Origin of the sequence: Subtercola frigoramans (assembly GCF_016907385.1) — a bacterium.
Lineage (GTDB): Bacteria > Actinomycetota > Actinomycetes > Actinomycetales > Microbacteriaceae > Subtercola > Subtercola frigoramans.
In genome coordinates, this window is the sequence record NZ_JAFBBU010000001.1 from 3,419,619 (window position 1) to 3,444,948 (window position 25,330).

The following is a 25,330-nucleotide window of genomic DNA, read 5'->3' on the forward strand; positions in this document are numbered from 1 at the left end:
TTCATCAGGCGCTGCGTCGACTTCGATGGCGTCAGCCACGTCGTATCCCATGCCTGATTTTGGGCCGTCTCCCGCCCCAGCCGCCCTCTCAAGCAATGAAATAGAGGCCATTCGGAAGGCGGAACAGGACGCGGCATGGCAAAGGGTTGCCGAAACTTATCCCAGCGTGGTGCGTCCACCGGACTCATTCGACAGTTATCTGACGGACCAGGCTGCCTCGGATGAACGCGAGCGGTGCTACCGCGCGAATGATGTCCCCGTCGAGACCGCGACAAACAAGGCAGGCGATCAAGTCGCACTTGGCGCTAGCCCTATCACCCCTGCCCAAGCAGTCTCAGCATTCTCTTGTGAGAGTCGTTTTCGCACGCAACCCAGTGCTCCGCCAACCAGAGACCAGCTGGGTTACCTCTACGACTACCTGACGAGATTCCTTGCTCCGTGCTACACGGCGAACGGGTTCGACAATCCTCCTCCACCGTCACGCGAAGACTTCGTCAAGAGGTGGCCGGACCAGGACTGGTACCCGAGTTTCGGCGACGCCCCGATGGGAACAGATCACGAAGAGGCAGTCATGACCGCCTGCCCGGGACCGCCGTGAAGCATACGTCGACCGGGATCTGGAATTGAAAAGAGGCGGGCACCCGGATGGATGCCCGCCTCTTTGTCTGCACTCTGATTACTCCGGTGTGCCGAATTCATTCGGTGTCGGCACCTGAGCCGCCTCGGCGGCTCACTATCAGCACAGCCCCACGGGGTTGGCGCTGATGGCGAATTTATTCGATGTCGGCACCTGAGCCGCCTCCGCGGCTCACTATCAGCACAGCCCCACGGGGTTGGCGCTGATGGCGAACTTATTCGGTGTCGGCGTCAACCCAGTCGAGGGTCTTCGTGACGGCCTTCTTCCAGTTGCGCATCTGGCGGTCGCGCTCGGCAGAATCCATGTTCGGAGTCCAGCGGCTGTCTTCCTGCCAGTTGGCGCGTAGGTCGTCGAGGTTGGCCCAGTAGCCGACCGCAAGGCCGGCAGCGTAGGCAGCACCCAGAGCGGTAGTCTCTGCGACAACCGGGCGAACGACCGGCACACCGAGAATGTCGGCCTGGAACTGCATGAGCAGGTTGTTGGCGATCATGCCGCCGTCAACCTTGAGCTCGGTCAGGTCCACGCCAGAATCGGCGTTGACCGCGTCGAGAACTTCGCGGGTCTGGAATGCGGTCGCCTCGAGTGCGGCACGCGCGATGTGACCCTTGTTGACGTACCGGGTCAGGCCCACGAGCGCGCCACGGGCATCCGATCGCCAGTACGGCGCGAACAGGCCCGAGAACGCGGGCACGAAGTACGCGCCACCGTTGTCGTCGACCGTCTTGGCCAGGTCTTCGACCTCGGCGGCAGAGGAGATGATGCCCAGGTTGTCGCGCAGCCACTGGATGAGCGAACCGGTGACGGCGATCGAACCTTCGAGCGCGTAGTGCGCCGGTGCGTCTCCGAGCTTGTAGCCGAGCGTGGTGAGCAGACCGTTCTTGGAGTGCACGATCTCAGTGTCGGTGTTGAAGATGAGGAAGTTACCGGTGCCGTAGGTGTTCTTCGACTCGCCGGCGTCGAACGCCGCCTGGCCGAAGGTCGCCGCCTGCTGGTCGCCGAGGATGCCCGAGACAGGCACCTCGCGAAGCAGGCTGTTGTCGCTGGCCACCCCGTAGACCTCGGAAGACGACTTGATCTCGGGCAGCATCGACTTCGGCACTTTGAACGCTTCGAGGATGTCGTCGCGCCACTGCAGCGTCTCGAGGTCCATGAAGAGCGTGCGCGAGGCGTTGGTGACGTCGGTCGCGTGTACGCCACCGTCGACTCCGCCGGTCAGGTTCCAGAGCACCCAGGTGTCAGTGGTGCCGAAGAGGAGGTCGCCGGCGTCTGCGGCTTCGCGTGCTCCGTCGACGTTCTCGAGGATCCAGACGATCTTGGTTCCCGAGAAGTAGGTCGCCAGCGGAAGGCCGACCGTCTTCTTGAAACGTTCAACGCCACCGTCGGCCGCGAGGCGGTCGACGATCGGCTGCGTGCGGGTGTCCTGCCAGACGATCGCGTTGTAGACCGGCAGGCCGGTCTTCTTGTTCCAGACGACAGCGGTCTCGCGCTGGTTGGTGATACCGATGGCCGCGATGTCGTGGCGGGTCAGGTTGGCCTTGGAGAGTGCCTGGCCGATGACCTCACGGACGTTGTCCCAGATCTCGATCGGGTTGTGCTCGACCCAGCCCGCCTTCGGGAAGATCTGCTCATGCTCTTTCTGGCCTGTGCTGACGATCGTGCCTTCGTGGGTGAAGATGATGGCCCTGGAACTCGTGGTTCCCTGGTCGATCGCGATGACGTATTGCTCGCTCATTGTTTCGAAACTCCTTTGTCAGTTCGTGAAGCGTTGTAGTGCGTTGGCCGGCGAGTACTGAAGCCGGCTATTTCGGGAAGCCGGGAAGCAACGGCAGCAACGGGCTCGAGACGAGACCGGCGATCACACCACCGATGATCGGGCCTACGACGGGCACCCAGGAGTACGACCAGTCGGAACCACCCTTGCCCTTGATGGGCAGCAGGGCGTGAGCGATACGCGGGCCGAGGTCACGCGCAGGGTTGATGGCATACCCGGTCGGGCCACCGAGGGAGGCGCCGATACCGATGACCAGCAGGGCGACGGGAAGAGCTCCGAGTGCGGCGAGTCCGCCACCGGCGGGCTGGCGACCGAAGCCGATCACGACAAAGACCAGCACGAAGGTGCCGATGATCTCCGTGATGACGTTCCACCCGTAGGAGCGGATCGCGGGGCCTGTCGAGAACACGCCGAGCTTGTTGGCCGGTTCTGGCTCCTCGTCGAAGTGCTGCTTGTACGCAAGCCAGGTGAAGACGGCACCGATGATGGCACCGAGCAGCTGGGCCCCGATGTACGTGATGATCGACAGGAAGTCGACTGCGACTCCCTGGCCGAACTCCTTGGCACCGGATGCCCAGAGTCCAAGCGTCACGGCCGGGTTCAGGTGCGCACCTGAGGCGTACGAGACGATGACACCAGCAAAGACCGCGAGGCCCCAGCCGATGTTCACCATGAGGAAGCCGCCGTTGAAGCCCTTGTTCTTCGTCAGGGCTACGTTCGCCACGACTCCAGTACCAAGGAGCACAAGCAGGGCTGTGCCCACCAGCTCCGAAACGAAATCAATACCTAAACCGTCCACGTTGACCTTCCTTTTGCAGCAGCGATGCCGCGGTTATTGATGAACCTCGTTTGCACGTTTCACGTGCGGAACCAGAATGAAACCTAGTCCTGCTCGCGCCCCGTCAACAAGGCGTTCTGGTGCACATCCGTGCAGGTTTCTTTCAGGTTGCGGAACCCCTTACGAGTGGGCAGGCGCGACGGCCGGGGCCGTCAGGCTGAGCCCGTGGAAGAACACGAGGTTCTCCACTGCGAGCGAGCGCTCCGAGGTCAACTGGTTTGCCGACCATCCGAGCTGCTTGCCGATCAATGCGCTCAGCTCGTCGAACACGGGCTGAGTCAGACCACCGACGAACGCCACGATGGTTCTGCGCAGCACCACATCGGTGAGGTGAACGACATACTCCGATTTCACGAGGTAGTCGATCTCTGCCGTGCTGTACTCCGGCAGGGAGGTCAACGGAGTGTCGTCGGGCTGCTCCGCGATGTGCGCGATCACTGCCGTGGCCTTGGTTCCGTAGCGTTTGAGCAGTTGTGCCGTGCGTTCGGGGCTGAGACCAGCGGAGTGCTCTGCGACCCAGGCCTTCGTGGCCGCGGGCGTCGCCGGGAAGCCGACCCCTCCGCCGATCTGTAGGTCTTCGGTGCTCACGGTGCGTGACTTCTTCAGCAATGCGAGGGCCTCGTTGGTGAGGTGTTCGCTGAGTGCCCGCCAGGTCGTCCATTTTCCGCCGACAAGACTGAGCACCGGGGTCTTCTTGTCGCCGGCGAACACAGTCTGCTCAATACGGTAGTCGCGAGAGACGAAACCGGGCGCGGTGTCGTCGTGCTTCGGCAGCGGGCGGATGCCCGAGTACCGGAAGACGATCTGCGAACGGTCGACCGGAATCGTTGGGAAAACGTGCGAGACCAGTTCGAAGAAGTAGTCGACCTCCTCTTCGGTGCACACGCTCGGCTCGCTCGGGTCCGCGTCGATGTCGGTGGTGCCGACCAGAACACGGCCGTTGAGAGGGTAGATCAGCACGATACGGCCGTCGTTGTTCTCGAAGAAGATCTCGCCGCCGGCGCATGCCGTGTAGAGCTCAGGGTTGTCGAGCACGATGTGCGATCCCTTGGTTCCTCCCATATAGGAGGTCGCCTTGCCCAGGGCCTTGTTCGTCAGGTCGGTCCACGGGCCGGAAGTGTTCACGATGACGTCAGCTTTGACGCTGAATTCACGGCCGCTGACGGTGTCACGAAGAAGCACGCCGCCCTCAGAGTCACCGATCGCCTCGACGTAGTTCACGCTTCGGGCGTGAGCGGTGCCACCCGTTGCCGCGGCACGACCATCGCCGATGATGTCGAGCGCGAGCCGCTCGGGGTTCTCCACGGCAGCGTCGAAGTATCGGGCCGTGTACTTCACCGAGTCGCGCAGCTTCGGGAACTTCTGCATGGACTTCTTGTGGCCCTTGAACTCGTGGCGCGGCACGGAGCCTCCGTCGCGCGAAAACGAGTCGTAGCCGGTCAGGCCGACCTTGATCAGAAGCGCGCCGCGCTCCTTCGCCTTGCCACCCTGCTTGTGCGTGAGCAACCGCAGCGGCGCCGACAGAATCCCCGAGAACGTCGAGAAGATCGGGATGGTCGTGGGAAGAGGCTTCACGTAGTGGGGCGCGAGGCGCATGAGCCGGTTGCGCTCCTGCACTGATTCGCGCACGAGGCGGAATTCACCGTTCTCGAGGTAGCGCACGCCGCCGTGGATCATGTGGCTCGAGGCCGCTGACGCACCAGAGACGAAGTCGCTCCGTTCGATGAGGATGACGTCGACGCCCTGCAGGGCCAGGTCACGGAACGTGCCCACCCCGTTGATGCCGCCGCCGATGATGAGCACCTGCGCCGAGGGGCGATCGATGATCGCCTGGACGTCACTGCGTAGAGCAGTGGCCGGGGAATGTGCCGATGAGGTGTCACTCGCGTTGTTGTCAGTCACTGTGTACTCGCCTTCGTGTAAGTCCCAGGTTGCACCCGTGCAATCCGTGTGACTGAATCCATACTGGGAACTTCGACACGTTTGGTCAAGTTACTTGCACATACGTGCAGAGTGTGTGTTCAATAGCCGAGGCGCACCGTTGCGTCGCAGAATGCGCCCACGACCGAAGTCTCCCGAGGCCCGTGGGCCGGGCACCACCAAACTGATTCATGAAGAAGGGCTGGCCGTGTTATGAAGGCACCCGTAGCCGAGCATCCGGTCGCCAATGAGCGCATGCGAGACGCGCTTCGCGCGGCGCACCTCTACTACATGCAGGATCTGACGATGGAGGCGATCGCCAGCGAGCTGCACACCTCACGATCATCCGTTTCGCGTCTGATCAGTTATGCCCGAGAAGCGGGCCTGGTCGAGATCCAGGTGAAGACCCCGGCCGAGCGCGTCTCGACGGCCCTGCAGCGCGTGCAGGAGAAACACCACGTGACCGTTCATGTGGTCCCGGTGCCCGACTCTGCGAACGAAGTCGACCGCCTCGAACGCGTCGCTATGTCGGCCGCACGTATTCTCAACCAGTTCTTCGACTCGAACATGACGATGGGCATCGCCTGGGGCAGCACGATGAGCGCCGTCAGCCGGCACCTTCAGCCCAAGGTGACCCACAACTCGCAGATCGTGCAGCTGAACGGTGCGGCCAACACCCGCACGACGGGCATCGTGTACGCCAGCGAGATCATGAGCCGGTTCGGTACGGCCTACGGCGCCTATGTGCAGCAGTTCCCCGTGCCGGCGTTCTTCGACGACCCCGCGACCAAGCAGGTGCTGTGGCGTGAGCGCAGCATCCGTCGCGTACTCGACATTCAGAAGCGCATGGATGTTGCACTCTTCGGCCTCGGAACCCCGAACTCCGAGGTGCCGGGCCATGTCTACACGAGCGGGTACCTCGACGAGAGCGACTTTCAGAGCCTGCGCGCCTCGCACGTGATCGGCGACGTGGCGACAGTGTTCTACCGGGCAGACGGTTCGTCGTCTGATGTGCCGATGAACGCGCGCTCGAGCGGGCCACCCCTCGACCAGCTGGCCAAGGTGTCGAGGCGTGTCTGTGTGGTGTCGGGCAAGTCGCGGATGCCCGCCCTGCGTGGCGCGCTGGCGGCCCACCTCATTACCGACCTGATCGTCGACGAGGCTACGGTGCACACACTCCTAGAGGAGTGACCGCGGTCGCCGCGCGGGGGCTCGTGACTTCGGGCGGAGTTCAGAGGACATGTCGACGTAGGGGCCGCATGTCGCCGGAGTTCCGCCCGAAGTACCTCGAGTCCGGGGGAAGGGGCGGGTCAGGGCTTCCAGGCCGAGACGGCGTCCAGGGAGGCGACCTCGTCGGGGGTCAGGGTGACGGATGCCACGGCCAGAAGGTCGGGCACCTGGCTGGGCTTGCTCGCACTGGCGATCGGGGCGACGATGGTCGGCTTCGCGACGAGCCACGCCAGGGCCGTCGTGGTGATACTGGCACCGTGAGCCTTGCCGATCTTCTCGAGTTCGTCGATGATCGCGAGCCCCGCAGGCACGGCGAATTCGGCGGCGCCGCTGGCCCGGGGGCTCGAACCGGAGCTCGTGTCCGCGGCTGAACGGTACTTTCCCGTCAGGAACCCACTCGCCAGGGAGTAATAAGGAACGACTCCGAGGCTCTCCCTTTCTGCCAGCGGCGCGAGCGTGTCTTCGAAGGTGTTGCGGTGCACGAGGTTGTAGTGCGGCTGCAGGGCGACCGGCCGGGCGAAACCATTCGCGTCTGCGATGTCGAGCCATTCCTGCACGCGCTCGGCGGTGTAGTTCGACAAGGCGATGTAGCGCACGACGCCCTCCTTCACCAGTGCGTCGAATGCCTCAGCCGACTCCTCGAGGGGGGTGTCGGCGTCGTCGAAGTGCGCGAAGTAGAGATCGATCGTGTCGACACCGAGACGCCCGAGCGAGGCGTGGGCAGCGGCACGGATGTTCGCGGCCTTCAATCCCGAGAAGTCGGGGTGCTGGCTCACCTTGGTTGCGACGACGATCTGGTCGCGGTTGCCTCTGGCGGTCATCCACTCGCCGATGATCGTCTCGGATTCGCCACCCGTATTGCCGGGGACCCAGGCCGAGTAGGAATCAGCGGTGTCGAGGAAGTTGCCGCCTCCGGCAGCGAAGGCGTCGAGGATCTCGAATGAAGTGGCCGTGTCGGCCGTCCACCCGAAGACGTTGCCGCCGAGGGCGAGCGGGAAGACTTCGAGATCACTGGTGCCGATGACAGTCATGGGCGTCCTTTCACAGAATGGGGAATGGCGTGTGGGCCGGGGAGGGTGGAGCTGCTTTCAACGCTACGCCTGCTGGAGCACCATCAGCCCCCTGTCAGCGGGTGGCACCGCGAAGGTGAGACACTTTTCGTAAACAGCTTTTCCCAGCACCGAAGCAAGCCCTTCAGCATTCCCCCCGCGGCTCTCACATCCAGCAGGCCACCGGTCGCCCCGGTGGCCGTGAACGCTGCTCGTCACGAAAGAGCATCGTGCATTTTCTCGCCGTCTTGAGCATGAAGAACAGGGCGCTCATCGCCCTCATCACCATCGTCGTGGCGGTGTTCGGCGGCCTTGCACTCACCAGCCTCAAGCAGGAACTCATCCCCTCGATCGAGTTCCCCCAGCTGGTCGTCATCACCAACTATCCCGGCGCCTCGCCCGAAGTCGTCAACGACGACGTCAGCACACCCATCGAGAAAGCGGTACAGGGCGTCGAGGGGATCGACACCACCTCGGCCACGTCGAGCACGAACCTCTCCATCATCAATGCGACCTTCGTGTACGGCACCAACTTGGCCAGCGCCGAGCAGAAGATGAACCAGGCGATCAGCCGCATCAAGTCGACGCTGCCCGACGGCCTCGACCCGCAGGTTCTGAGCGGGAGCATCGGAGATCTGCCGGTCATCCAGATTGCGGTCACCGGCGGCGACACCGAGACGCTCGCCGCACAGGTCAACGCCAGCACCCTCACCGACATCGAGCAGGTGGCGGGTGTGCGTGCGGCACAGCTGGTCGGCGATGTCGGCAAACGAGTCACGATCACCCCGGATGCGGCCAAGCTAGCCGCCAACGGGCTCACCACGGCGTCGATCAAGACGGCCATCGGTACCAACGGCCAGCTCATCCCCGCTGGTTCGCTCACCGAAGACGGAAAGACGCTGTCTGTTCAGGCGGGCTCGAAGCTCGCGACCGTCGCCGACATCCAGGCCCTGCCCGTTCCGGCGACGACCGTCGGGTCGGCTGGGTCGGCGAGCGCTGCAGCCGCCGCGGCCGGTGCACCCGTCGTCACCATCGGAGACGTCGCGACCGTCGAACTCGTGTCGAACCCTGTCACCTCGATCTCGCGTGTGAACGGCGAGCCAGCGCTCACCATCGCCGTCACGAAGCTCCCGGCCGCCAACACCGTCGATGTCTCCAAGGGCGTGCGGAACCTGCTGCCCACGTTGCAGTCGGCCATCCCCGGGGCCACCTTCACTGTGGTGTTCGACCAGGCACCATTCATCCAGCAGTCCATCGAATCCCTGGCCACTGAAGGCCTGCTCGGGCTGTTCTTCGCCGTCGTGATCATTCTGATCTTCCTCATGTCGGTACGGTCGACCATCGTCACGGCGATCTCGATTCCCACCTCGGTGCTCATCACATTCATCGGCCTGCAGGCGGCCAACTACTCGCTGAACATCCTGACCCTCGGCGCTCTCACCATCGCCATCGGGCGTGTGGTCGACGACTCGATCGTGGTCATCGAGAACATCAAGAGGCACCTGACATCGGCCGAATCGGCCGGGCCGATCAACGGCGCCAGACGCAGCGACGTCATCATCGAGGCTGTTCGCGAGGTCGCCACAGCGATCACTGCGTCGACCATCACGACGGTTGCGGTGTTCCTGCCCATATCGTTCGTGCAAGGCACGACCGGTGAGCTGTTCCGCCCGTTCGCCCTCACCGTGACGATCGCGCTGCTCGCCTCCCTGTTCGTCGCCCTCACGATCGTGCCCGTGCTCGCGTACTGGTTCCTCGGCAGCTCCCGCAAACCGAAGAAGGCCAAGGCGAAGAAGGCCCTCCCGGAGGCCGCCGGCTCGGTGGCAACGCAGGCCGAACTCAGTGCTGCGGCTACGCTCGGGACCCCTGCCGACTCCGGGGTCTCCGTCGACACGGTGGCTGGTCGCCCGGTTCGCGAGACGCTCGCCGTTGCTGGTGCCGCCCTGCCGGGCCGTCGCTCGCGCCGCGCGTCGAACGTCATCGAAGACGAAGTGCCCACGGCGCTGCAACGCCGGTACCTGCCGATCATCGCGTGGACCCTCAAGCACTCTGTTGCAACCCTTGTCGTCGCCGTGCTCATCCTGGGCGGCACCATCGCCCTCCTGCCGTTCATGAAGACCAACTTCCTCGGCTCCAGTGGCCAGAACACCCTGACCATCACGCAGACCGTACCCGTGGGGTCGAGCCTTGCGACCCAGGACGCGTCGGCCCAGAAGGTCGAGGCTGCGCTCAAAGATGTCGCGGGCATCCAGACCATCCAGGTCTCGATCGGCTCGAGCGGCAGCACGCTGCGCGACGCCTTCGCTGGCGGTGGAGCGAACTCGATCACCTACTCGATCACCACCGACCCCAACGCCAACCAGGACGAACTCCAGGCCACCGTGCGTGAGAACGTCACAGCCATCCCCGACGTCGGCCAGATCTCTGTGGCGGCGTCGAGCGGCTTCGGAGCCTCCTCGGACATCACCGTCGACGTCACCGCAACGAACCAGGCTGACCTGCAGACTGCTTCGGATGCCCTGCTCGCTTCGGTCTCGAAGCTCGGCGCCATCACCCAGAGTTCGAGCAACCTCGCCGCAACCAGGCCCTACATCGCCATCGCCATCGACCGGACCAAGGCGACCGAGGCCGGGCTCAGCGAGGTCGCCCTCGGAACGCTGGTCTCGAATGCCATGCAGCCGCAGACGGTGGGCACGATCGTGATCGAGAACCACCAATACACGATCTACATCGCGAGCGACTCCACGCCGACGACGCAGGCAGAGCTCGCCGCCTTGCAGATCACGACCACGGCAGGCCCGGTGCGCCTGGACTCCCTTGCCACGGTTGCCCAGACCAACGGGCCAGACACCATCACCACCAGCAAGGGACTGCGAACCGCCACCATAACGGCGACTCCGGCGAGCGACAACCTGGGTTCGGCGAGCGCCGAGGTGTCGAAGGCTGTCGCAGACACCGCACTTCCCGCCGGAGCCGCAGCCAGCCTCGGCGGCGCGACTTCCAGCCAGAGCGACGCGTTCAGCCAGTTGGGAATCGCACTGCTGGTGGCCATCCTGATCGTCTACGTCGTGATGGTCGCGACCTTCAAGAGCCTTCTGCAGCCGCTGTTGCTGCTCGTCTCTGTGCCGTTCGCCGCCACCGGCGCGATCGCCCTCCAGGTGATCTCAGGCATTCCCCTCGGCGTGCCGTCGATCATCGGTGTGCTGATGCTCATCGGTATCGTCGTGACGAACGCCATCGTGCTCGTCGACCTCGTCAACCAGTACCGAACGCGAGGGCTGCCCGTACGTGAAGCGCTCGTGCAGGGTGCCTCGCGCAGGCTCCGACCGATTCTGATGACGGCGCTGGCCACGATCTTCGCGCTCATACCCATGGCCATCGGCCTCACCGGGCACGGCGGGTTCATCTCGCAGCCGCTGGCGATCGTGGTGATCGGGGGACTGATCTCCTCGACGATCCTCACGCTGATCGTTCTGCCAGTTCTCTACAACATCGTCGAGGGCGGCCGAGAGCGCCGGGGCATCAGGCGCGAGAAGCGGTTCGCAGATGCCCAGGCCGACGCGGCCGCACCCGCACGCCGGCTCGGCCCTGTGCTCGCCCTTCCCGCCGGCCCGACCGCCGGCCCGGATGCAGAGGCGCCCGCTCCCACCACGGAGTGAGATCGTTCCGCGTTTCTCCGGGCCGCTGACCGTAGCGTGACAGCGTTTCGGCTGACAATGGCTGGTTGCTCGATGACATGTAGATATTGTCACTAAACTGAGTAACTATCATGTTAGTCGATGCGCGCAGTCACTCACCGCACACGACAGAGATCTGGCTGAGACACAACGGCCTTCCGTACTTCGTTTCGGGTCGGCGCCGGGGCTCGCTCCTGGTGCCGCGGATCATCCCGTTTGTCTCCCTTCTGATCTGCTGGGACGCGAGTGCAGCGCTGCTGAACACCAGCGCGACCACGGTGAGCGAGGACACACCTCTGCCGGGCATCCTCGTGGTGTTGTGCACTGCCGTCGCCCTGTTCGTCACAGCCGCAGCACCGGTGACGGTGTGGCTCCTGGGCTCCGCTCTGATGCGACGCTTTCCACGCAGCACCTGGCACGCAGGCTGGCTGCTGATCGCGGGTTATGTCGCGGGCGCTCCGTGGTCACCGCATCAGAGCGGTGACGACCTCTACTCCGCCGCGAGCACGGCGGAGCGTGTTCTCGTGGTCTCGTCTGCCGCACTGCTCACCTGGGCGGGCGTCGGGTCGGTGTTGAGCTGGGTGATCCGTAGTTCGTTCCAGCAACTCGGGGCACTCGGGCAGATCGTGACGAAGGCGGTACCCCTGCTGATGCTGGTGGTCGTCTTCGCGTTCTTCGCCAAGGCGCTCTGGGAGATCACCGGCGCCCTCACGTTTCTCCGGGTTGCCGGCATCGTCGCCTTCTTCTGCGTTCTGGGCCTGATCTTCATCACGCCGATCATCCGCTCGGAGATGATCGGTCTCGACGAGCGGATCGACGCGGATGAGCGCTCCGCGCTGCTCAGCCGGGCGAACGTGGGTCGCATCGAAGACCGAGACACGGCACCGGGCCCACCGCTCGGCCACCTCGAACGATTCAACGTCGTCGCCATCATGGTGTTGGCACAGGGCATCCAGATGATCGTCGTCGCCGTACTCGTGGGCGTCTTTCTCGTCATCCTCGGCGAACTGACGCTGCCGGCGGCGACCCTCTCTTCGTGGCTCGGCCGACCGCCGGAGGAGGTTGTTCTTCTCGGGATTCCGCTCGGACTCGATGTTGCGATGGTGAAGACCGCGATCATCCTGAGCTCGATATCGGCGCTGAACTTCGTGGTCTCTGCAACGAGCGGGGCTGCCTACCGGTCGGCCTTCTACGACCCGCTCATCGCCCAGGCCCGTGCTGCACTTGCCGTGCGTTCAGGCTACGCAGACGCTCGCCGCCCAGAGGAGGGTTCAGCAGGCACACAGCGGGGGCGTTAAGCGGATTTGACGAACAATTATTCCGGTGTAGTGTCATCACACGTGACTAACGAACCCAAGTCGGCGAAACGCTGGATCATCGGCGACCCGCTGCCTAGCCACAAACTCGAGGGCCAGCTGCTGCCGAAACGCCTGGCACTGCCCATCTTCGCCAGCGACCCGCTCTCAAGCGTCGCCTATGCGCCGCAAGAACTGCTGATGATCCTGCTCATCGGCGGGCTCGCGTTCTTCTCATTCGCTCCGTGGGTCGCGGCGGCGGTCATCCTGCTGCTCGTCGTCGTTGTGGCGTCGTACCGCCAACTCGTGAAGGCCTACCCCTCCGGCGGCGGCGACTATGAAGTCGCCCACAAGAACCTCGGCGAGAAGGCCGGGCTGGTCGTCGCGTCTGCACTGCTCGTCGACTACGTGTTGACGGTCGCTGTTTCGGTCGCCAGTGGTGTCGACAACATCATCTCGGCGATCCCGCAGCTCAACGGGTTCCGGGTCGAGATGGCGATCTTCTTCGTGATCGTTCTCGCAGCGGTCAACCTGCGCGGGGTTCGCGAATCGAGCAAGGCCTTCGCGATTCCCACCTACGTATTCGTCGGTAGTGTTCTGCTGATGATCGTCGTGGGCCTCAGCCGCACCGCCCTCGGCGCACCCCCGGTCGCAGAGTCGGCCGACTACGGGGTGCGGGCGGAGAGTCTCGGCCAGGTGGCCGTCATTCTGCTGCTGCTGCGCGCATTCTCGAGTGGATGCTCGGCGCTCACCGGCGTCGAAGCAATCGCCAATGGCGTTCCCGCCTTCCGCCGGCCCAAGATCCAGAACGCCCAGCGCACGCTCGTACTCATGGGCGGCATCGCCATCACCCTGTTCGCCGGCCTCACCGCGCTGGCGCTGATCTCGGGCGTGCACTACGCCGAGAACGGATGCGAGCTGATCGGGTTCGCAAACTGCGACACGACGCCGCAGCGTTCACTGATGGCGCAGGTGGCCTCCTCGGTCTTCGGCAACAACTCGATCATGTTCTTCGTGATCCAAGCCGCCACCGCTGCTGTGCTGCTGCTTGCGGCCAACACGGCGTTCAACGGTTTCCCCCTGCTCGGCTCCGTGCTCGCAAGCGACTCGTATGCGCCGAAGGCCATGCTCACCCGAGGCGACCGCCTCGTGTTCTCCAACGGCATGATCCTGCTGGCTCTCGCGGCCACGGCAATCCTGCTGGTGTACCAGGCGAGCCTCACCAACCTGATCCAGCTGTACATCATCGGGGTGTTCGTCTCGTTCACCCTCGGCCAGAGCGGCATGATCGTGCACTGGGTGAAGCTGCTGCGAAGCGGTACGCCCGATCGTGGGGCGGTCATCCGGAGCCTGACCATCAACTCATTCGGGGCGCTGTTCACCGGCGTGGTGCTGATCGTTGTGACGATCACGAAATTCACCCATGGTGCGTGGCTGGTCTTCGTGATCATGCCCGTGCTCTACATGTTCATGCTCGGCATCAACCGGTACTACCGCGACGTCGACAAAGAGATCGAAGTCGACCCGATCACGACCTTCGGCGCCAAGGGCGACCACGCGATCGTGCTGGTCGGCCGCATGCAGAAACCGGTGCTGAAGGCCCTCGACTACGCGATCGCCGCTCGGCACGACTCGCTCGAGGCGGTGCACATCTCGATCGACGACGAACAGACACTGAGTCTCGAGAAGGCGTGGGTCGACCAGAACATCGCCATTCCGCTTCGGGTCATCGAATCTCCGTATCGCGATGTCGCCGAACCGTTGACGGCGTACATCAAGAAGCGTCGCGAGAAGCACGGCTCAGAGGTCGTGACGGTCTACACGCCGGTGTACATCGTCGGGCACTGGTGGGAGGCGCTGCTGCACAACCACAAGTCGCGGCGCCTGCGCAACCGCCTCATGCTGGTGCACGGAGTGACCATCGCCCTCGTGCCCTGGCTGCTCGACTCGACAGAGCTGATCTACGGGCGGCGATCTCGGCCGCTTCCCGGCCAGGAGCGCCGCGGCGACCCGATGCGGCCGGTGTTTCGCGCGCACACGCCCAGCGACCTACCAGACTCGAGGCAACCCAACCCGTGACAAGAAGTTCGTCACAGGCCGCGTGCTAAACTCGCAGATAGATTTCAACGTATTCAACTCATCCGGGTGGCTGCACATCTTCCCCCGGCCCGAAAGGTGAGGGGGTCTCGCATGGGGCGCGGCCGTCAAAAAGCAAAGCACACCAAAGTTGCGCGCGAGCTGAAGTATTTCAGCCCTGACACCAACTACAGTGCACTCGAGCGCGAGTTGGGCACTCACTCCGAACCCGACTTCGCGGCACTGGCTGCAAAGTACGACACCGACGATTCCGACGACGAGTTGGATGACGACGACCTTGAAGACGACGATTCCGACGATGTCGCGGGCGGGTACGACCAGCTCGGCAATCGGCTGGGCAGCAGCCTGAGCGACCCATACCAGAGCCGTTACCTGCCGAACGACGAGCAGCGCCGCGCGTAGGGCGTGTCTCCCAACTCCGGGCCGAAGCGAGCAGCACGTCTCGAGGTGGCCTGCAAGGCCGAAGAGGTGTTCGCACTGGAAGTGCGGGCGACGATGAGTACGCCGCAGGGCGCCTCGAGACGCGCAGCGCAGCTGGCGCGGAGTTGGGAGACGCGCCCTAGCTCGTTACTCCTCGTCGCCGCCTTCGAGCCGCTCGACGGTGATGGTGCGGGCCGACCTTCGTGCCGACCGCTCGATGAGCAGCGCCACCACTGCTCCCACGCCGATTCCGACGACGACGAACACGAGCGCCAGAAAACCGAATACCTGGGCCAGGTTGAAACCCTGGGAGCCTGAGAAGGCAAGCGTCAGGATGATCGCGACGACGACCCCGGCGATCGCACCGACAGCGAAGAACCTGAAGTACCGCGGGGCGCGGTGAATGGTGACGATGTCGTCGCCGGCAACCGTTTCGACGGGGAACTCGGGAATGTCACTCACCTCACCATTGTGGCGTACGAGTCTGGGTGTCTGTGCTGTGGGGCGGTCTGCCCCGGTCAGCGGAGCCCGGTGATGGGCACGTAACCCGTGAGGTCCGCTCGCTGCCCCGAGGCGTGAACCCGCCCCGACTGCACCCCCGCTGCCCAGTCGAGCCGGCCCGTGACGAGCGACAGCCAGGTCTCCGCATCGGTCTCGACGACGTTGGGCGGGGTTCCGCGTGTGTGCCCCGGGCCCTCGATGCACTGGATCGCACCGAAGGGAGGCACCCTCACCTCGACGGTATTGCCCTTCGCCTGTTCGGCGAGAACCTGCAGCGAGTACCTGACAGCGGTGGCGAGTGTGTCGCGGCTGACCCCTGCCAAGCGGGCTGCTGATGCTGCTGCTGATGCTGATGCTGATGCTGATGCTGATGCGGGCATCGAATCCGGCCCAGCGGGATCGTTCGACCTCGAGGGGAGGTCGGAGATCGCACGAACGGCGGCCAATGCGCTCAATCCTGTTTCCTCTGGAATCTTCGCCCGTGCCACGGTCACCAGACTAGGCGGCGAACGGGCGACGCGGTACGCACCGGCCGAAGGGTTTTCGCGAGGCCGGGAGCTGGGGGGTACTCCTCGGCCCCGCGAAAGGTGTTCGTGCAGAAGCCGGCTGGGGGGTTACCGGCTACTGCACGAAGGGGTTCGTGTGACGGACGGGGTCTTGGGGGGTGTCACGCCCGCCACACGAGATTGTGGGGTAACTCGTGCAGCAGGTGGCCGGGTTAGGGGGAAACTCGACCACCCGCCGCACTGAGTCCGTGAGGTCAGAATCGGCCTCACACAGATAAGAGAGTGGTGCACCCGGCTTTCATTACGCGGTTACGCAAACTTCTTCGAATTTCTTTTCCGACGATTCGCGCCCCCCACGATGCCCGACCCCGACCGCCTTCGCCCACGCCCTCCAGCCCGCGCCTGGGACGCCTCGGCCCTAGAATCATCGAGTGAAGATTCTCGTTCTTGGTTCCGGTGCCCGCGAGCACGCCATCGTCAGTGCGCTGCTCGGCGAAGACGAGATTCACGAGATCATGGTTGCGCCGGGCAACGCCGGGATCGCCAGCGCCAGCACGAACGTCACGGTTGCCCCTCTCGACGCCAATGACCCCGGTGCGGTGACGAACTTCGCCAATCAGCACAGCATCCAACTCGTCGTCATCGGCCCGGAGGCCCCCCTTGTCGCCGGCGTCGCCGACGCCCTGCGAACCCGTGGCATCGCTGTCTTCGGGCCGAGCCAGGCCGCCGCCGCTCTCGAAGGCAGCAAGACCTTCGCCAAACGCATCATGGATGCGGCGGGTGTACCGACGGGCCGCGCCCTGCGCGCGGTGACCTCTGCCGATGTCGAATCGGCCCTCGACAGCTTCGGTGCACCCTACGTCGTCAAGGCCGACGGGCTCGCCGCAGGCAAGGGAGTGCTCGTCACGTCAGACCGCGCGGCAGCCCAGCAGCACGCCTCGACCTGGCTCGCCCACGGCGACGTGCTCTTCGAGGAGTTCCTCGACGGCCAGGAGGTCTCACTGTTCTTCGTGAGCGATGGCCACACGGTTGTGCCGCTCTCGCCCGCCCAGGACTACAAGCGCCTGCTCAACGGCGACCAGGGCCCGAACACCGGCGGAATGGGCGCCTACTCGCCGCTGCCCTGGCTAGACGACGAGTTCGAGAGCGAAGAGGACTTCGTGCAGGAGGTCCTGGTCTCGATAGCGCTGCCGACCATCCGGCAGCTTGCGCACGAAGGCACCCCCTTCGTCGGGCTTCTCTACTGCGGGCTGATCCTGACCAGCTCGGGCATCCGGGTGATCGAGTTCAACGCCCGCTTCGGCGACCCCGAGACCCAGGTCGTGCTGCCGCGGCTGACCAGCTCGCTGAGTGGGCTGCTGCTCGCGGCGGCGACCGGAACCCTCGGCGCAGTTCCCCAGCCGACCTTCTCCACCGACCGCGCCGTCACCGTCGTGCTCGCGAGCGAGAACTACCCGGAACCGCCTGTCGTCGGCCGCGAGATCACCGGGCTCGCCGCCGCAGCCGAGGTTGAGGGCGTGCACGTCACGCACGCAGCAACGGCCTTCGGCGCGAGTGCCGAAGGCCAGGTGGATGACCGGCTGCTCTCCACCGGCGGCCGGGTGTTGAGCGTGGTGGCCCTCGGCTCCACCTTCACCGAGGCACGCCGCCGGGCGTATGCGGCCATCGGACTGATCGGGCTCGAAGGATCGCACTACCGCACCGACATCGCGGCACGCGTCGAGGAGCAGGCCGCAGGCGGCAGCACATCCGATGGCACGTCGGCTGTCGGCTCGGGGCTGGCCCTCGACTCGGAGTCACCAACTTCTGGGATCGCGACGTCTGGACCGGCCGCTGCTGCGGCAGGCGGAACGGTCGCGGGGGCCGACCCGGGCATCCCGAGCAGCGCGGAACAGATCGACGGCTGGCGGCACGTGTACTCCGGCAAGGTGCGCGACCTGTACGTGCCTGCCGCGTCGACATCGCTCGCCGACGCGACTGCGGTACTCGTGGTCGCGAGCGACCGGGTGAGCGCGTTCGACTTCGTGCTGGAGCCGGGCATCCCACAGAAGGGCGAGCTGCTCACAACGCTCAGTCGTTGGTGGTTCGGGCAGCTCGATGGGTTCGCGAACCACGTGCTCGAGGGTTCGTCCGTCGCACAGTCGACTCCCGCCGGCGGAGCCGCCCCCGCTGTTCCCGCCCGCTTCGCCGCGCGATCGATGGTGGTGAAGCCCCTCGACATGTTCCCGATCGAGTGCGTGGTGCGCGGGTACCTCGCCGGCAGCGGCTGGGCCGAGTACCAGAAGACCCAGAGCGTGTGCGGGGTCGCCCTGCCTGCCGGGCTTCGCGACGGAGACAGGCTGCCGAGCCCGATCTACACCCCGGCGTTCAAAGCCGAACTGGGCGACCACGACGAGAACATCACGTTCGAGCGCACGGTTGAGCTGGTCGGAGGCGATGTCGCCGCCGAGCTGCGGCGACTCTCGCTCGAGGTCTATGCCCGGGCATCCGGTATCGCCGAAGCGCGCGGCATCATTCTCGCCGACACCAAGTTCGAGTTCGGCGCCGACCGCGACACCGGCGAGATCACCCTGGCCGACGAGGTGCTCACCAGCGACTCGAGCAGGTTCTGGGATGCTGCGGCCTACGGCTCAGGCGAGCGCACGGCCAGCTTCGACAAGCAGATCGTGCGCAACTGGCTCGCCGCGAACTGGGACAAGACGGGTACCCCGCCCGCTCTGCCCGCCGCGATCGTCGAGCAGACCGCTGCGCGCTACCGCGAACTCATCGCGCGGCTGACCGGCCCCGTCGCGTAGCCAACGCTCGCGGGCCCGTCGGGTGCGCGAAAACGTCCCCACGTCCGGCAGTTTCGGGCCGTTTGACCGCACCCAGGCGAGCGCGATCAGTCGGCGTAGGCGCCCACGAGTCGCACAGCACCGCCGTCGACACCCTTCGCACCCTGCTCGAAGCCGGTGAAGTCGCGGGCTGCGGTCGACACGACTCCGACCTGCCAGGTGTGGATGCCGTCGCACTCGAGGGCGGCGGTTATCGCGGCGGCCGCACCCGGGTCGACCACCAGGATCATGCCGATGCCCAGGTTCCACGTGCCCTCTGCGCTCTCGAGCGTGGAGCCTGCGAGATCGCCCAGAACGCGGAAGACGGGCAGCGGCGACCACGTCGACCGGTCCACCTCCACCCAGGAGCCGAGCGGCAGCACGCGCGCGAGGTTCGCGGCGATTCCGCCACCGGTGACATGGCTGATCGAGTGGATGGCTGCCGCTGCGGCTGCACCCCGGTCGGCGGGGCCCGGCGCGCCATCGAAGCCCTGGGGCCCGGCGCTGCCGAGCAACCGCAGCAGCGGAAGCGTGTAGAGCCGGGTCGGCTCGAGCAGGGCCTCACCGACGATGCCGCCGAGTTCGGCCGAGACGGAGGTGTACGACACCGAGGCTCCGGCGAGAATGTGCCGCACCAGCGAGAATCCGTTGGAGTGCAGCCCCGACGACTCGAGCGCGAGAACCACGTCGCCGTCGGCGACGCGCTCGGGGCCGAGCAGGGCATCCGCTTCGACGACGCCTGTTGCAGCGCCCGCGACGTCGTAGTCGTCGGGCCCCAGGAGCCCTGGATGCTCGGCCGTCTCTCCGCCGATGAGTGCTGTGCCGGTGTCGGCGCAGGCCCGGGCGATACCCGCGACGATGTCGGCGATGCGCGAGGGCACAACCTTGCCGCACGCGATGTAGTCGGTCATGAAGAGCGGTTTCGCGCCGACCACGACGATGTCGTCGACGACCATGCCCACCAGGTCCTGCCCGATCGTGTCGTGCTTGTCGAGGGCCTGGGCAATGGCGACCTTCGTGCCGACGCCGTCGGTCGAGGTCGCGAGCAGCGGGCGGGTGTACGCCTTGAGCGGCGAGACGTCGAACATGCCCGCGAAGCCACCGAAGCCACCGAAGACGTTGGGCCCGTGCGTGCGCGAGACGGCCGCCTTCATCAGTTCGACCGCGAGGTCACCGGCTGCCGTGTCAACGCCGGCCGCGGCGTAGCTGTTCGTCATGCGCCCATTCTCCCAGACTCTCGCCGACCGCTGGTTGAGTAGCGGCGAAGCCGCGTATCGAAACCCGGAAACAAGGGTTCGCCAGAGGGGGGTTTCGATACGGCACTGAGCGCCTACTCAACCAGCGAAGGGGCCGCCGCAGAAGCGAGCGCCGATAGAATGGGGAACGGCCCGTTTTCTCTACCGTCTGGAGCCCAGCCTCAGCATGTGCGGCATCGTTGGCATCGTCTCGTCTGAACCCGTCAATCAACTCGTCTACGACTCACTGTTGCTTCTGCAGCACCGCGGGCAGGATTCGACCGGGATCGCCACGGCCGAGCGCGACATCTTTCACATCATCAAGGCCAAGGGCCAGGTGCGTGAAGCCTTCCGTACCCGCGACATGCGCTCGCTGCTCGGCACGATGGGCCTCGGGCACGTGCGCTACGCCACCAAGGGCAATGCGTCGAGCGAGCAGGAGGCGCAACCGTTCTACGTGAACGCCCCTTACGGCATCATCCTCGTGCACAACGGCAACCTCACCAACACCCGTGAGCTGACGCAAGAGCTGTTCCACATCGACCGCCGGCACCTCAACACCGATTCAGACACCGAACTGCTGCTGAACATCCTCGCCCACGAACTGCAGAGCCAGGTCTCCGGGCTCGACCTCGAGCCCGACGATGTGTTCTCGGCCGTCGAGCGCGTGCACGAGCGTGTCGAGGGGTCGTACGCCACCATCGCCATGATCGCCGGCCACGGGCTGCTCGCCTTTCGCGACCCTTTCGGCATCCGCCCGCTCACCCTCGGCAAGCGCGTGCTCGAATCGGGCCGCGACGAATGGGTCGTGGCATCCGAATCCCTCGTCATGGAGTCCCTGGGCTACGAGATCGTGCGCGATGTACGGCCAGGCGAAGCCGTCTTCATCACGATGAACGGCGAGATGTACTCGAAGCAGTGCGCACCGGATGCCCGGCTCATCCCCTGCTCGTTCGAGTTCGTCTATCTGGCCCGCCCCGACTCGGTGCTCTCGGGTATCTCGGTGTACGAGGCTCGGCTGCGCCTCGGCAACCGCCTCGCCGACACTGTCGCACAGTGGACCCCGTCGGGCGACATCGACGTGGTCATGCCCATCCCCGACTCCTCCCGGCCCGCGGCAATGCAGGTCGCCCAGAAACTCGGCATCGAGTATCGAGAGGGGTTCTACAAGAACCGCTACGTCGGTCGAACGTTCATCATGCCCGGGCAGGCTGTTCGCAAGAAGTCGGTGCGCCAGAAGCTCAACGCAATGTCGACCGAGTTCAAGGGCAAGAACGTGCTCATCGTCGACGACTCGATCGTGCGCGGAACGACCTCGAAGGAGATCGTCGACATGGCGCGGCAGGCGGGTGCGAACAAGGTGACGTTCGCGTCGGCGGCACCGCCCGTACGGTTTCCGCACGTCTACGGCATCAACATGCCGTCACGGGATGAGCTGGTCGCCCACAATCGTAAGATTCCCGAGATCGCCGCCTACATGGGAGCCGACCACTTGATCTACCAGGAGGTCGCCGACATGGAGGCCGCGATCATCGAGGGCTCTGCCGTCACCGGCCTCGAGATGAGCTGCTTCACCGGCAACTACGTCACCGGAACCGTCAGCCCCGAGTACCTCTCGTGGGTGGAGCGCACGCAGAACTCCTGAGCCCGTCCCCCGGGCCTCTGCCGTGCGGCCAATGCGTGCGGGCCAATGCGTGCGGGCAAAAAAGCACCCAAGGATCGAGGTTTGGGTGCATTTCTGCCCGCACCCAGGCCTGTGCGGGTCAGGTTCGCGGGGTGAAGTTCGCGGAGTGAAGTTCGCGGTGTCAGGCTCGGGCGGGGACGGGGGCGTTCGATTCCCAACCCCAGGCGGGGGCGACGTGCAGGGCGATCTGCTCGAGCAGGTGCGCGTTGTACGCCACGCCCAGCTGGTTCGGGATGGTCAGCAGCACGGTGTCGGCCGACTGCACTGCAGCATCCGCAGCCAGCTGCGCCGCGATCACGTCGGGCTCGCCGGTGTAGCTCTTGCCGAATCGGGCCAGGCCGCCGTCGAGGTAGCCGACCTGGTCTTCGGAGTCACGCTCGCCACCGAAGTACCGACGGTCGAGGTCAGTGGTGATCGGGATCACACTGCGCGACACCGAGACGCGGGGTTCACGCTTCCAGCCCGCGGCCGCCCAGGCGTCGCGATACACCTGGATCTGCTCGGCCTGCAGCTCGTCGAACGGCACGCCGGTGTCTTCGGTGAGGAGGGTCGAACTCTGCAGGTTCATGCCCTGCTCGGCGGCCCAGACGGCGGTCGCGCGGGTGCCGGAGCCCCACCAGATGCGGTCCGCGAGGGTCGGCGACTGGGGTTCGATCGACAGAGGGGCAGTCGAACGCGACATCTGCGGGTTCGGGCGGGCGACGCCGGCACCCGCGATGGCGGCGCGAAAGATCTCGGTGTGCGTGCGCGCGAGGTCAGCATCCGTCTCGCCGTCTGACGGTACGTAGCCGAACGATTCGGAGCCGCGCAGCGCCGTCTCGGGTGACCCGCGGCTCATGCCGAGCTGCAGGCGCTCCCCGCTGATGAGGTCGGCGGCGGCTGCATCTTCGGCCATGTAGAGGGGGTTCTCATAGCGCATGTCTATGACGGCGGTGCCGAGTTCGATGCGTGAGGTGCGGGCTCCCATCGCGGCGAGCAGCGGGAAGGGCGACGCGAGCTGTCGGGCGAAGTGGTGCACGCGAACGTACGCGCCATCGATACCGAGCTCTTCGGCGGCCTCGGCCAGTTCGATGCTCTGGATGAGGGCGTCTTTCGCGGTGCGGGCCAGCGAGCCCTGCACGGGTTGGTAGTGACCGAACGACAGGAAACCGATGCGCTTCTTCATGGCAGTGTCAGCGTTGGAGCGGCCCCAGAAATTCCCAGGTAGATGCATATGCATACAAATGGCGGATGATCTGCGATCGTGCGCTCTAGACGGAATACCGCAGCTCGCAATATAGTTGTAGCTACAATGAACAACTTCGATGGTGGGCGCACTGCGGCCCCGACCTCAGCAGAGCTCCTCGCCCCCGACACCGGCATGGGTGCCGTGACTCTGCGCGTGGGTGACCTCGATGCGATGATCGCCTACTATCGCGACGCCGTCACGCTCGACCTGCTCAGCCAGGACGGGCACTTCGCCGTGCTCGGCCGAGGCACGACGCCCGTCGTCATCCTCGAGTACTCCCCCGAGTTGAAGAGCCCCGAACCGCGGTCGGCTGGGCTGTACCACACGGCCATCCTGTTCGAGAGTCGCGAAGCGCTGGCCGCCGCGATCTACTCGCTCGCGACGAAGTTCCCCAACACGTTCACCGGCAGCGCCGACCACAAGGTCAGCATCGCCTTCTACTTCACCGACCCCGAGGGCAATGGGGTCGAGATGTACTGGGACCGCGACCGCACCGCGTGGAGCTGGATTCACGGCCAGATCGAGATGGCCACGCTCTACGTCGACCCCAACGCGTTCCTCCAGGAGTACCTCACGCCAGAGACGGTGGAGAACCCGCGCGTCGGCGGGGCATCCGTCGGCCACGTGCACCTCTCGGTGGGCGACGTCGCCTCGGCCAAGGAGTTCTACGTGAAGCGCCTCGGGTTCGAGACCACGTTCGAGGTGCCGGGTAGCGCCCTGTTCATCTCGGCCGGCGGCTACCACCACCACATGGCGATGAACACCTGGGAGAGCAAGGGTGCCGGGAGACGCACGCTGGCGCTCGGCCTCGGCGAGGTCGACATCGTCGTCCCCGGCATGGATGATCTGGGTTCACTCGAGGAACGGCTCACGCACTACGGCACTCCTTTTGGCAATGACGGCCAGAGTGTGACGATCGCCGACCCGTGGGGTTCGCAGATTCGCGTCACTCCGGCCACTCTCGCTGGTTGAGTAGCGGAGCGTAGCGCCGCGTACTCAACCGACGGCCGCTGCACCTTGAGCGCGCGCTGGAGCTTTGAGCGAGCATCCAGTGGATGCTCGCCGCGACGCCAGCGCCGACAAGGCTATGCCTTGTCGGCGCTGGCGTCGGGCCGCACGGTCGGGGGTCGGCCACCATTGTCGGGCCGCACGACCGGCAGGGGCGCGGTCGGCGTAGCCGGCCGCTGCACCTCGAGCGGTCCGGTGAACTGGCTGCCCCGCAACTCGGCACTCGCGTCGCCGCTGAACAGGGCGTCGGGCGGCGTCGCAGAGGGCACGGCCTTCTTTCGCGGCGCGTCCGACTCGAGGGGTGTCTCCGAGATCTCCACCCGGCTGCGGGGAACGGTCAGCGGGCTCACCTGCTGCACCCACTTCACCAGCTGCTCGCGTACGTAACACCGGAGGTCGAACAGCGTTGGCGCATCGACGGCCGTGACGAGGATGCGGATGCGCACATAGCCCTGCAGGGCATCCGTGACCTGCAGGATGGCGACGCGGCCGTCCCAGAGGTCGGTCTTCGGCATGATGCGGTGAAGCTCGTCGCGCATGTCGTCGGGCTTGACACGCCAGTCGAGGTCGAACTCGACGGAGCCCATGAGCTCGGAGTTCTTGCGGGTCCAGTTCTGGAACGGGGTCGTTGTGAAATAGGTCGAGGGCAGCACCATGCGGCGGTCGTCCCACAGGTGCACGACGACATAGGTGAGGGTGATCTCCTCGATGCGCCCCCACTCGGTTTCGACGATCACCACGTCGTCGACGCGGATGGCATCGCTGAAGGCGAGCTGCACGCCGGCGAACACGTTGGCGAGGGTCGACTGGGCAGCGAGACCGGCCACGATCGAGATGAGCCCAGCCGAGGCGAGCAGGCTGGCCCCCGCCGCCGAGACCCCGGGGAACGTGAGCAGGATCGCCCCGAGGCCCACCAGCACCGTGGCGACGACCGTGATGCGCCGGATGATCAGCACCTGTGTGCGCAGGCGACGGGCGTGCCGGTTGTCGGGCACGTCGGTGCGGTACCGCGCCAACCCCAGGTCTTCGAGGAAGATCGCCAGTGCGCAGACCAGCCACGAGCCGGCCGCGATGGTCGCTACGAGGGCAGTGTGGGCCAGGAACTCCTGCCACCACGGGTCGAACACGCTCACTTGCACCGCGATCCACAGCGCGATCACGAGCAGGAAGACGCGGAACGGGATGCGCACGCGCCGGATGAGCCGGGAGGCCCACTCCTTGCGGCGGCTGATGCGGCGCACGATGAAAGCGGTCAGGGCGGTCAGGACGACGGCGGCGATCACGGCGATTGCGAACGCGCCGAGGGTCTGCAGCCAGGGCTGGGAGGTCAGAGCGGAGAGGATCTCGGGCATCCAGTCGATTTTACCGGCCGTCGACGCCCCTCACCGGGGTCCATTGCCGCATTCTGCGCGAATACTCAC

At 65.4% G+C, this 25,330-nt stretch carries 16 protein-coding genes and 1 pseudogene; 8 read left to right on the plus strand and 9 right to left on the minus strand.

Annotation, left to right across the window (positions count from 1 at the left end; all coding sequences use genetic code 11):
* Positions 1-851: 851 nt before the first annotated feature.
* The 3 genes from glpK to JOE66_RS15785 form a co-directional block, all read right to left on the minus strand.
* Positions 852-2,369, minus strand: a complete 1,518-nt coding sequence (glpK, locus tag JOE66_RS15775) for a glycerol kinase GlpK (protein ID WP_205111050.1) — start codon at positions 2,367-2,369, stop codon at positions 852-854.
* Positions 2,370-2,436: 67 nt separating this feature from the next.
* Positions 2,437-3,207 carry an MIP/aquaporin family protein gene (locus tag JOE66_RS15780; RefSeq protein WP_205111052.1) on the minus strand — a complete coding sequence of 257 codons (771 nt, stop codon included), beginning with the start codon at positions 3,205-3,207 and terminating at the stop codon, positions 2,437-2,439.
* Between the two features lie 159 nt (positions 3,208-3,366).
* Positions 3,367-5,148 (minus strand): glycerol-3-phosphate dehydrogenase/oxidase, encoded by a 1,782-nt coding sequence (locus JOE66_RS15785; protein ID WP_205111054.1) that lies wholly within the window; start codon positions 5,146-5,148, stop codon positions 3,367-3,369.
* Between the two features lie 231 nt (positions 5,149-5,379).
* Between JOE66_RS15785 and JOE66_RS15790 the strand changes: the two genes are divergently transcribed.
* Positions 5,380-6,357: a sugar-binding transcriptional regulator gene (locus tag JOE66_RS15790; RefSeq protein WP_205111057.1), complete on the plus strand. Its 978-nt coding sequence runs from the start codon at positions 5,380-5,382 to the stop codon at positions 6,355-6,357.
* A 119-nt stretch (positions 6,358-6,476) separates the two neighbouring features.
* Here JOE66_RS15790 and JOE66_RS15795 read toward each other — a convergent pair whose 3' ends face one another.
* The gene (locus JOE66_RS15795) at positions 6,477-7,427 is read right to left on the minus strand and encodes an aldo/keto reductase (RefSeq protein WP_205111059.1); all 951 of its coding nucleotides are present in this window, start codon (positions 7,425-7,427) and stop codon (positions 6,477-6,479) included.
* Between the two features lie 248 nt (positions 7,428-7,675).
* Here JOE66_RS15795 and JOE66_RS15800 point away from each other — a divergent pair, with 248 nt between their 5' ends.
* The 4 genes and pseudogenes from JOE66_RS15800 to JOE66_RS17385 form a co-directional block, all read left to right on the plus strand.
* Positions 7,676-11,104 carry an efflux RND transporter permease subunit gene (locus JOE66_RS15800; protein ID WP_205111061.1) on the plus strand — a complete coding sequence of 1,143 codons (3,429 nt, stop codon included), beginning with the start codon at positions 7,676-7,678 and terminating at the stop codon, positions 11,102-11,104.
* Positions 11,105-11,214: 110 nt separating this feature from the next.
* Positions 11,215-12,420: a hypothetical protein gene (locus JOE66_RS15805; protein ID WP_205111063.1), complete on the plus strand. Its 1,206-nt coding sequence runs from the start codon at positions 11,215-11,217 to the stop codon at positions 12,418-12,420.
* A gap of 42 nt (positions 12,421-12,462) precedes the next feature.
* Entirely contained in the window at positions 12,463-14,496 is a 2,034-nt protein-coding gene (locus tag JOE66_RS15810; protein WP_205111065.1) for an APC family permease, read from the plus strand.
* Positions 14,497-14,607: 111 nt separating this feature from the next.
* Positions 14,608-14,775: pseudogene (locus JOE66_RS17385) on the plus strand (DUF3073 domain-containing protein); the annotation flags it as partial.
* Positions 14,776-15,081: 306 nt separating this feature from the next.
* Here the strand turns inward: JOE66_RS17385 and JOE66_RS15820 are convergent.
* Both JOE66_RS15820 and JOE66_RS15825 read right to left on the minus strand, forming a co-directional pair.
* Positions 15,082-15,396 carry a hypothetical protein gene (locus tag JOE66_RS15820; protein ID WP_239518336.1) on the minus strand — a complete coding sequence of 105 codons (315 nt, stop codon included), beginning with the start codon at positions 15,394-15,396 and terminating at the stop codon, positions 15,082-15,084.
* Between the two features lie 56 nt (positions 15,397-15,452).
* Entirely contained in the window at positions 15,453-15,815 is a 363-nt protein-coding gene (locus JOE66_RS15825) for a sterol carrier family protein (protein WP_205112113.1), read from the minus strand.
* A 557-nt stretch (positions 15,816-16,372) separates the two neighbouring features.
* On the opposite strand from JOE66_RS15825, the gene purD reads away from it, so the two are divergent.
* Positions 16,373-18,736: a phosphoribosylamine--glycine ligase gene (purD, locus tag JOE66_RS15830; protein ID WP_205111069.1), complete on the plus strand. Its 2,364-nt coding sequence runs from the start codon at positions 16,373-16,375 to the stop codon at positions 18,734-18,736.
* Positions 18,737-18,822: 86 nt separating this feature from the next.
* On the opposite strand, the gene purM is transcribed toward purD, so the two are convergent.
* The gene (gene purM / locus JOE66_RS15835; protein WP_205111071.1) at positions 18,823-19,971 is read right to left on the minus strand and encodes a phosphoribosylformylglycinamidine cyclo-ligase; all 1,149 of its coding nucleotides are present in this window, start codon (positions 19,969-19,971) and stop codon (positions 18,823-18,825) included.
* 205 nt (positions 19,972-20,176) lie between these two features.
* Here purM and purF point away from each other — a divergent pair, with 205 nt between their 5' ends.
* Entirely contained in the window at positions 20,177-21,634 is a 1,458-nt protein-coding gene (purF, locus tag JOE66_RS15840; protein ID WP_205111073.1) for an amidophosphoribosyltransferase, read from the plus strand.
* A 160-nt stretch (positions 21,635-21,794) separates the two neighbouring features.
* On the opposite strand, the gene JOE66_RS15845 is transcribed toward purF, so the two are convergent.
* Complete coding sequence (locus JOE66_RS15845; protein ID WP_205111075.1) at positions 21,795-22,838, minus strand: LLM class flavin-dependent oxidoreductase; 1,044 nt, start codon at positions 22,836-22,838, stop codon at positions 21,795-21,797.
* Between the two features lie 126 nt (positions 22,839-22,964).
* On the opposite strand from JOE66_RS15845, the gene JOE66_RS15850 reads away from it, so the two are divergent.
* Entirely contained in the window at positions 22,965-23,873 is a 909-nt protein-coding gene (locus JOE66_RS15850) for a VOC family protein (RefSeq protein WP_239518338.1), read from the plus strand.
* Between the two features lie 113 nt (positions 23,874-23,986).
* Here JOE66_RS15850 and JOE66_RS15855 read toward each other — a convergent pair whose 3' ends face one another.
* A complete protein-coding gene (locus tag JOE66_RS15855) occupies positions 23,987-25,261 on the minus strand; it encodes a mechanosensitive ion channel family protein (RefSeq protein WP_205111077.1) in 1,275 nt (424 codons plus the stop codon).
* Between the last annotated feature and the right edge of the window lie 69 nt (positions 25,262-25,330).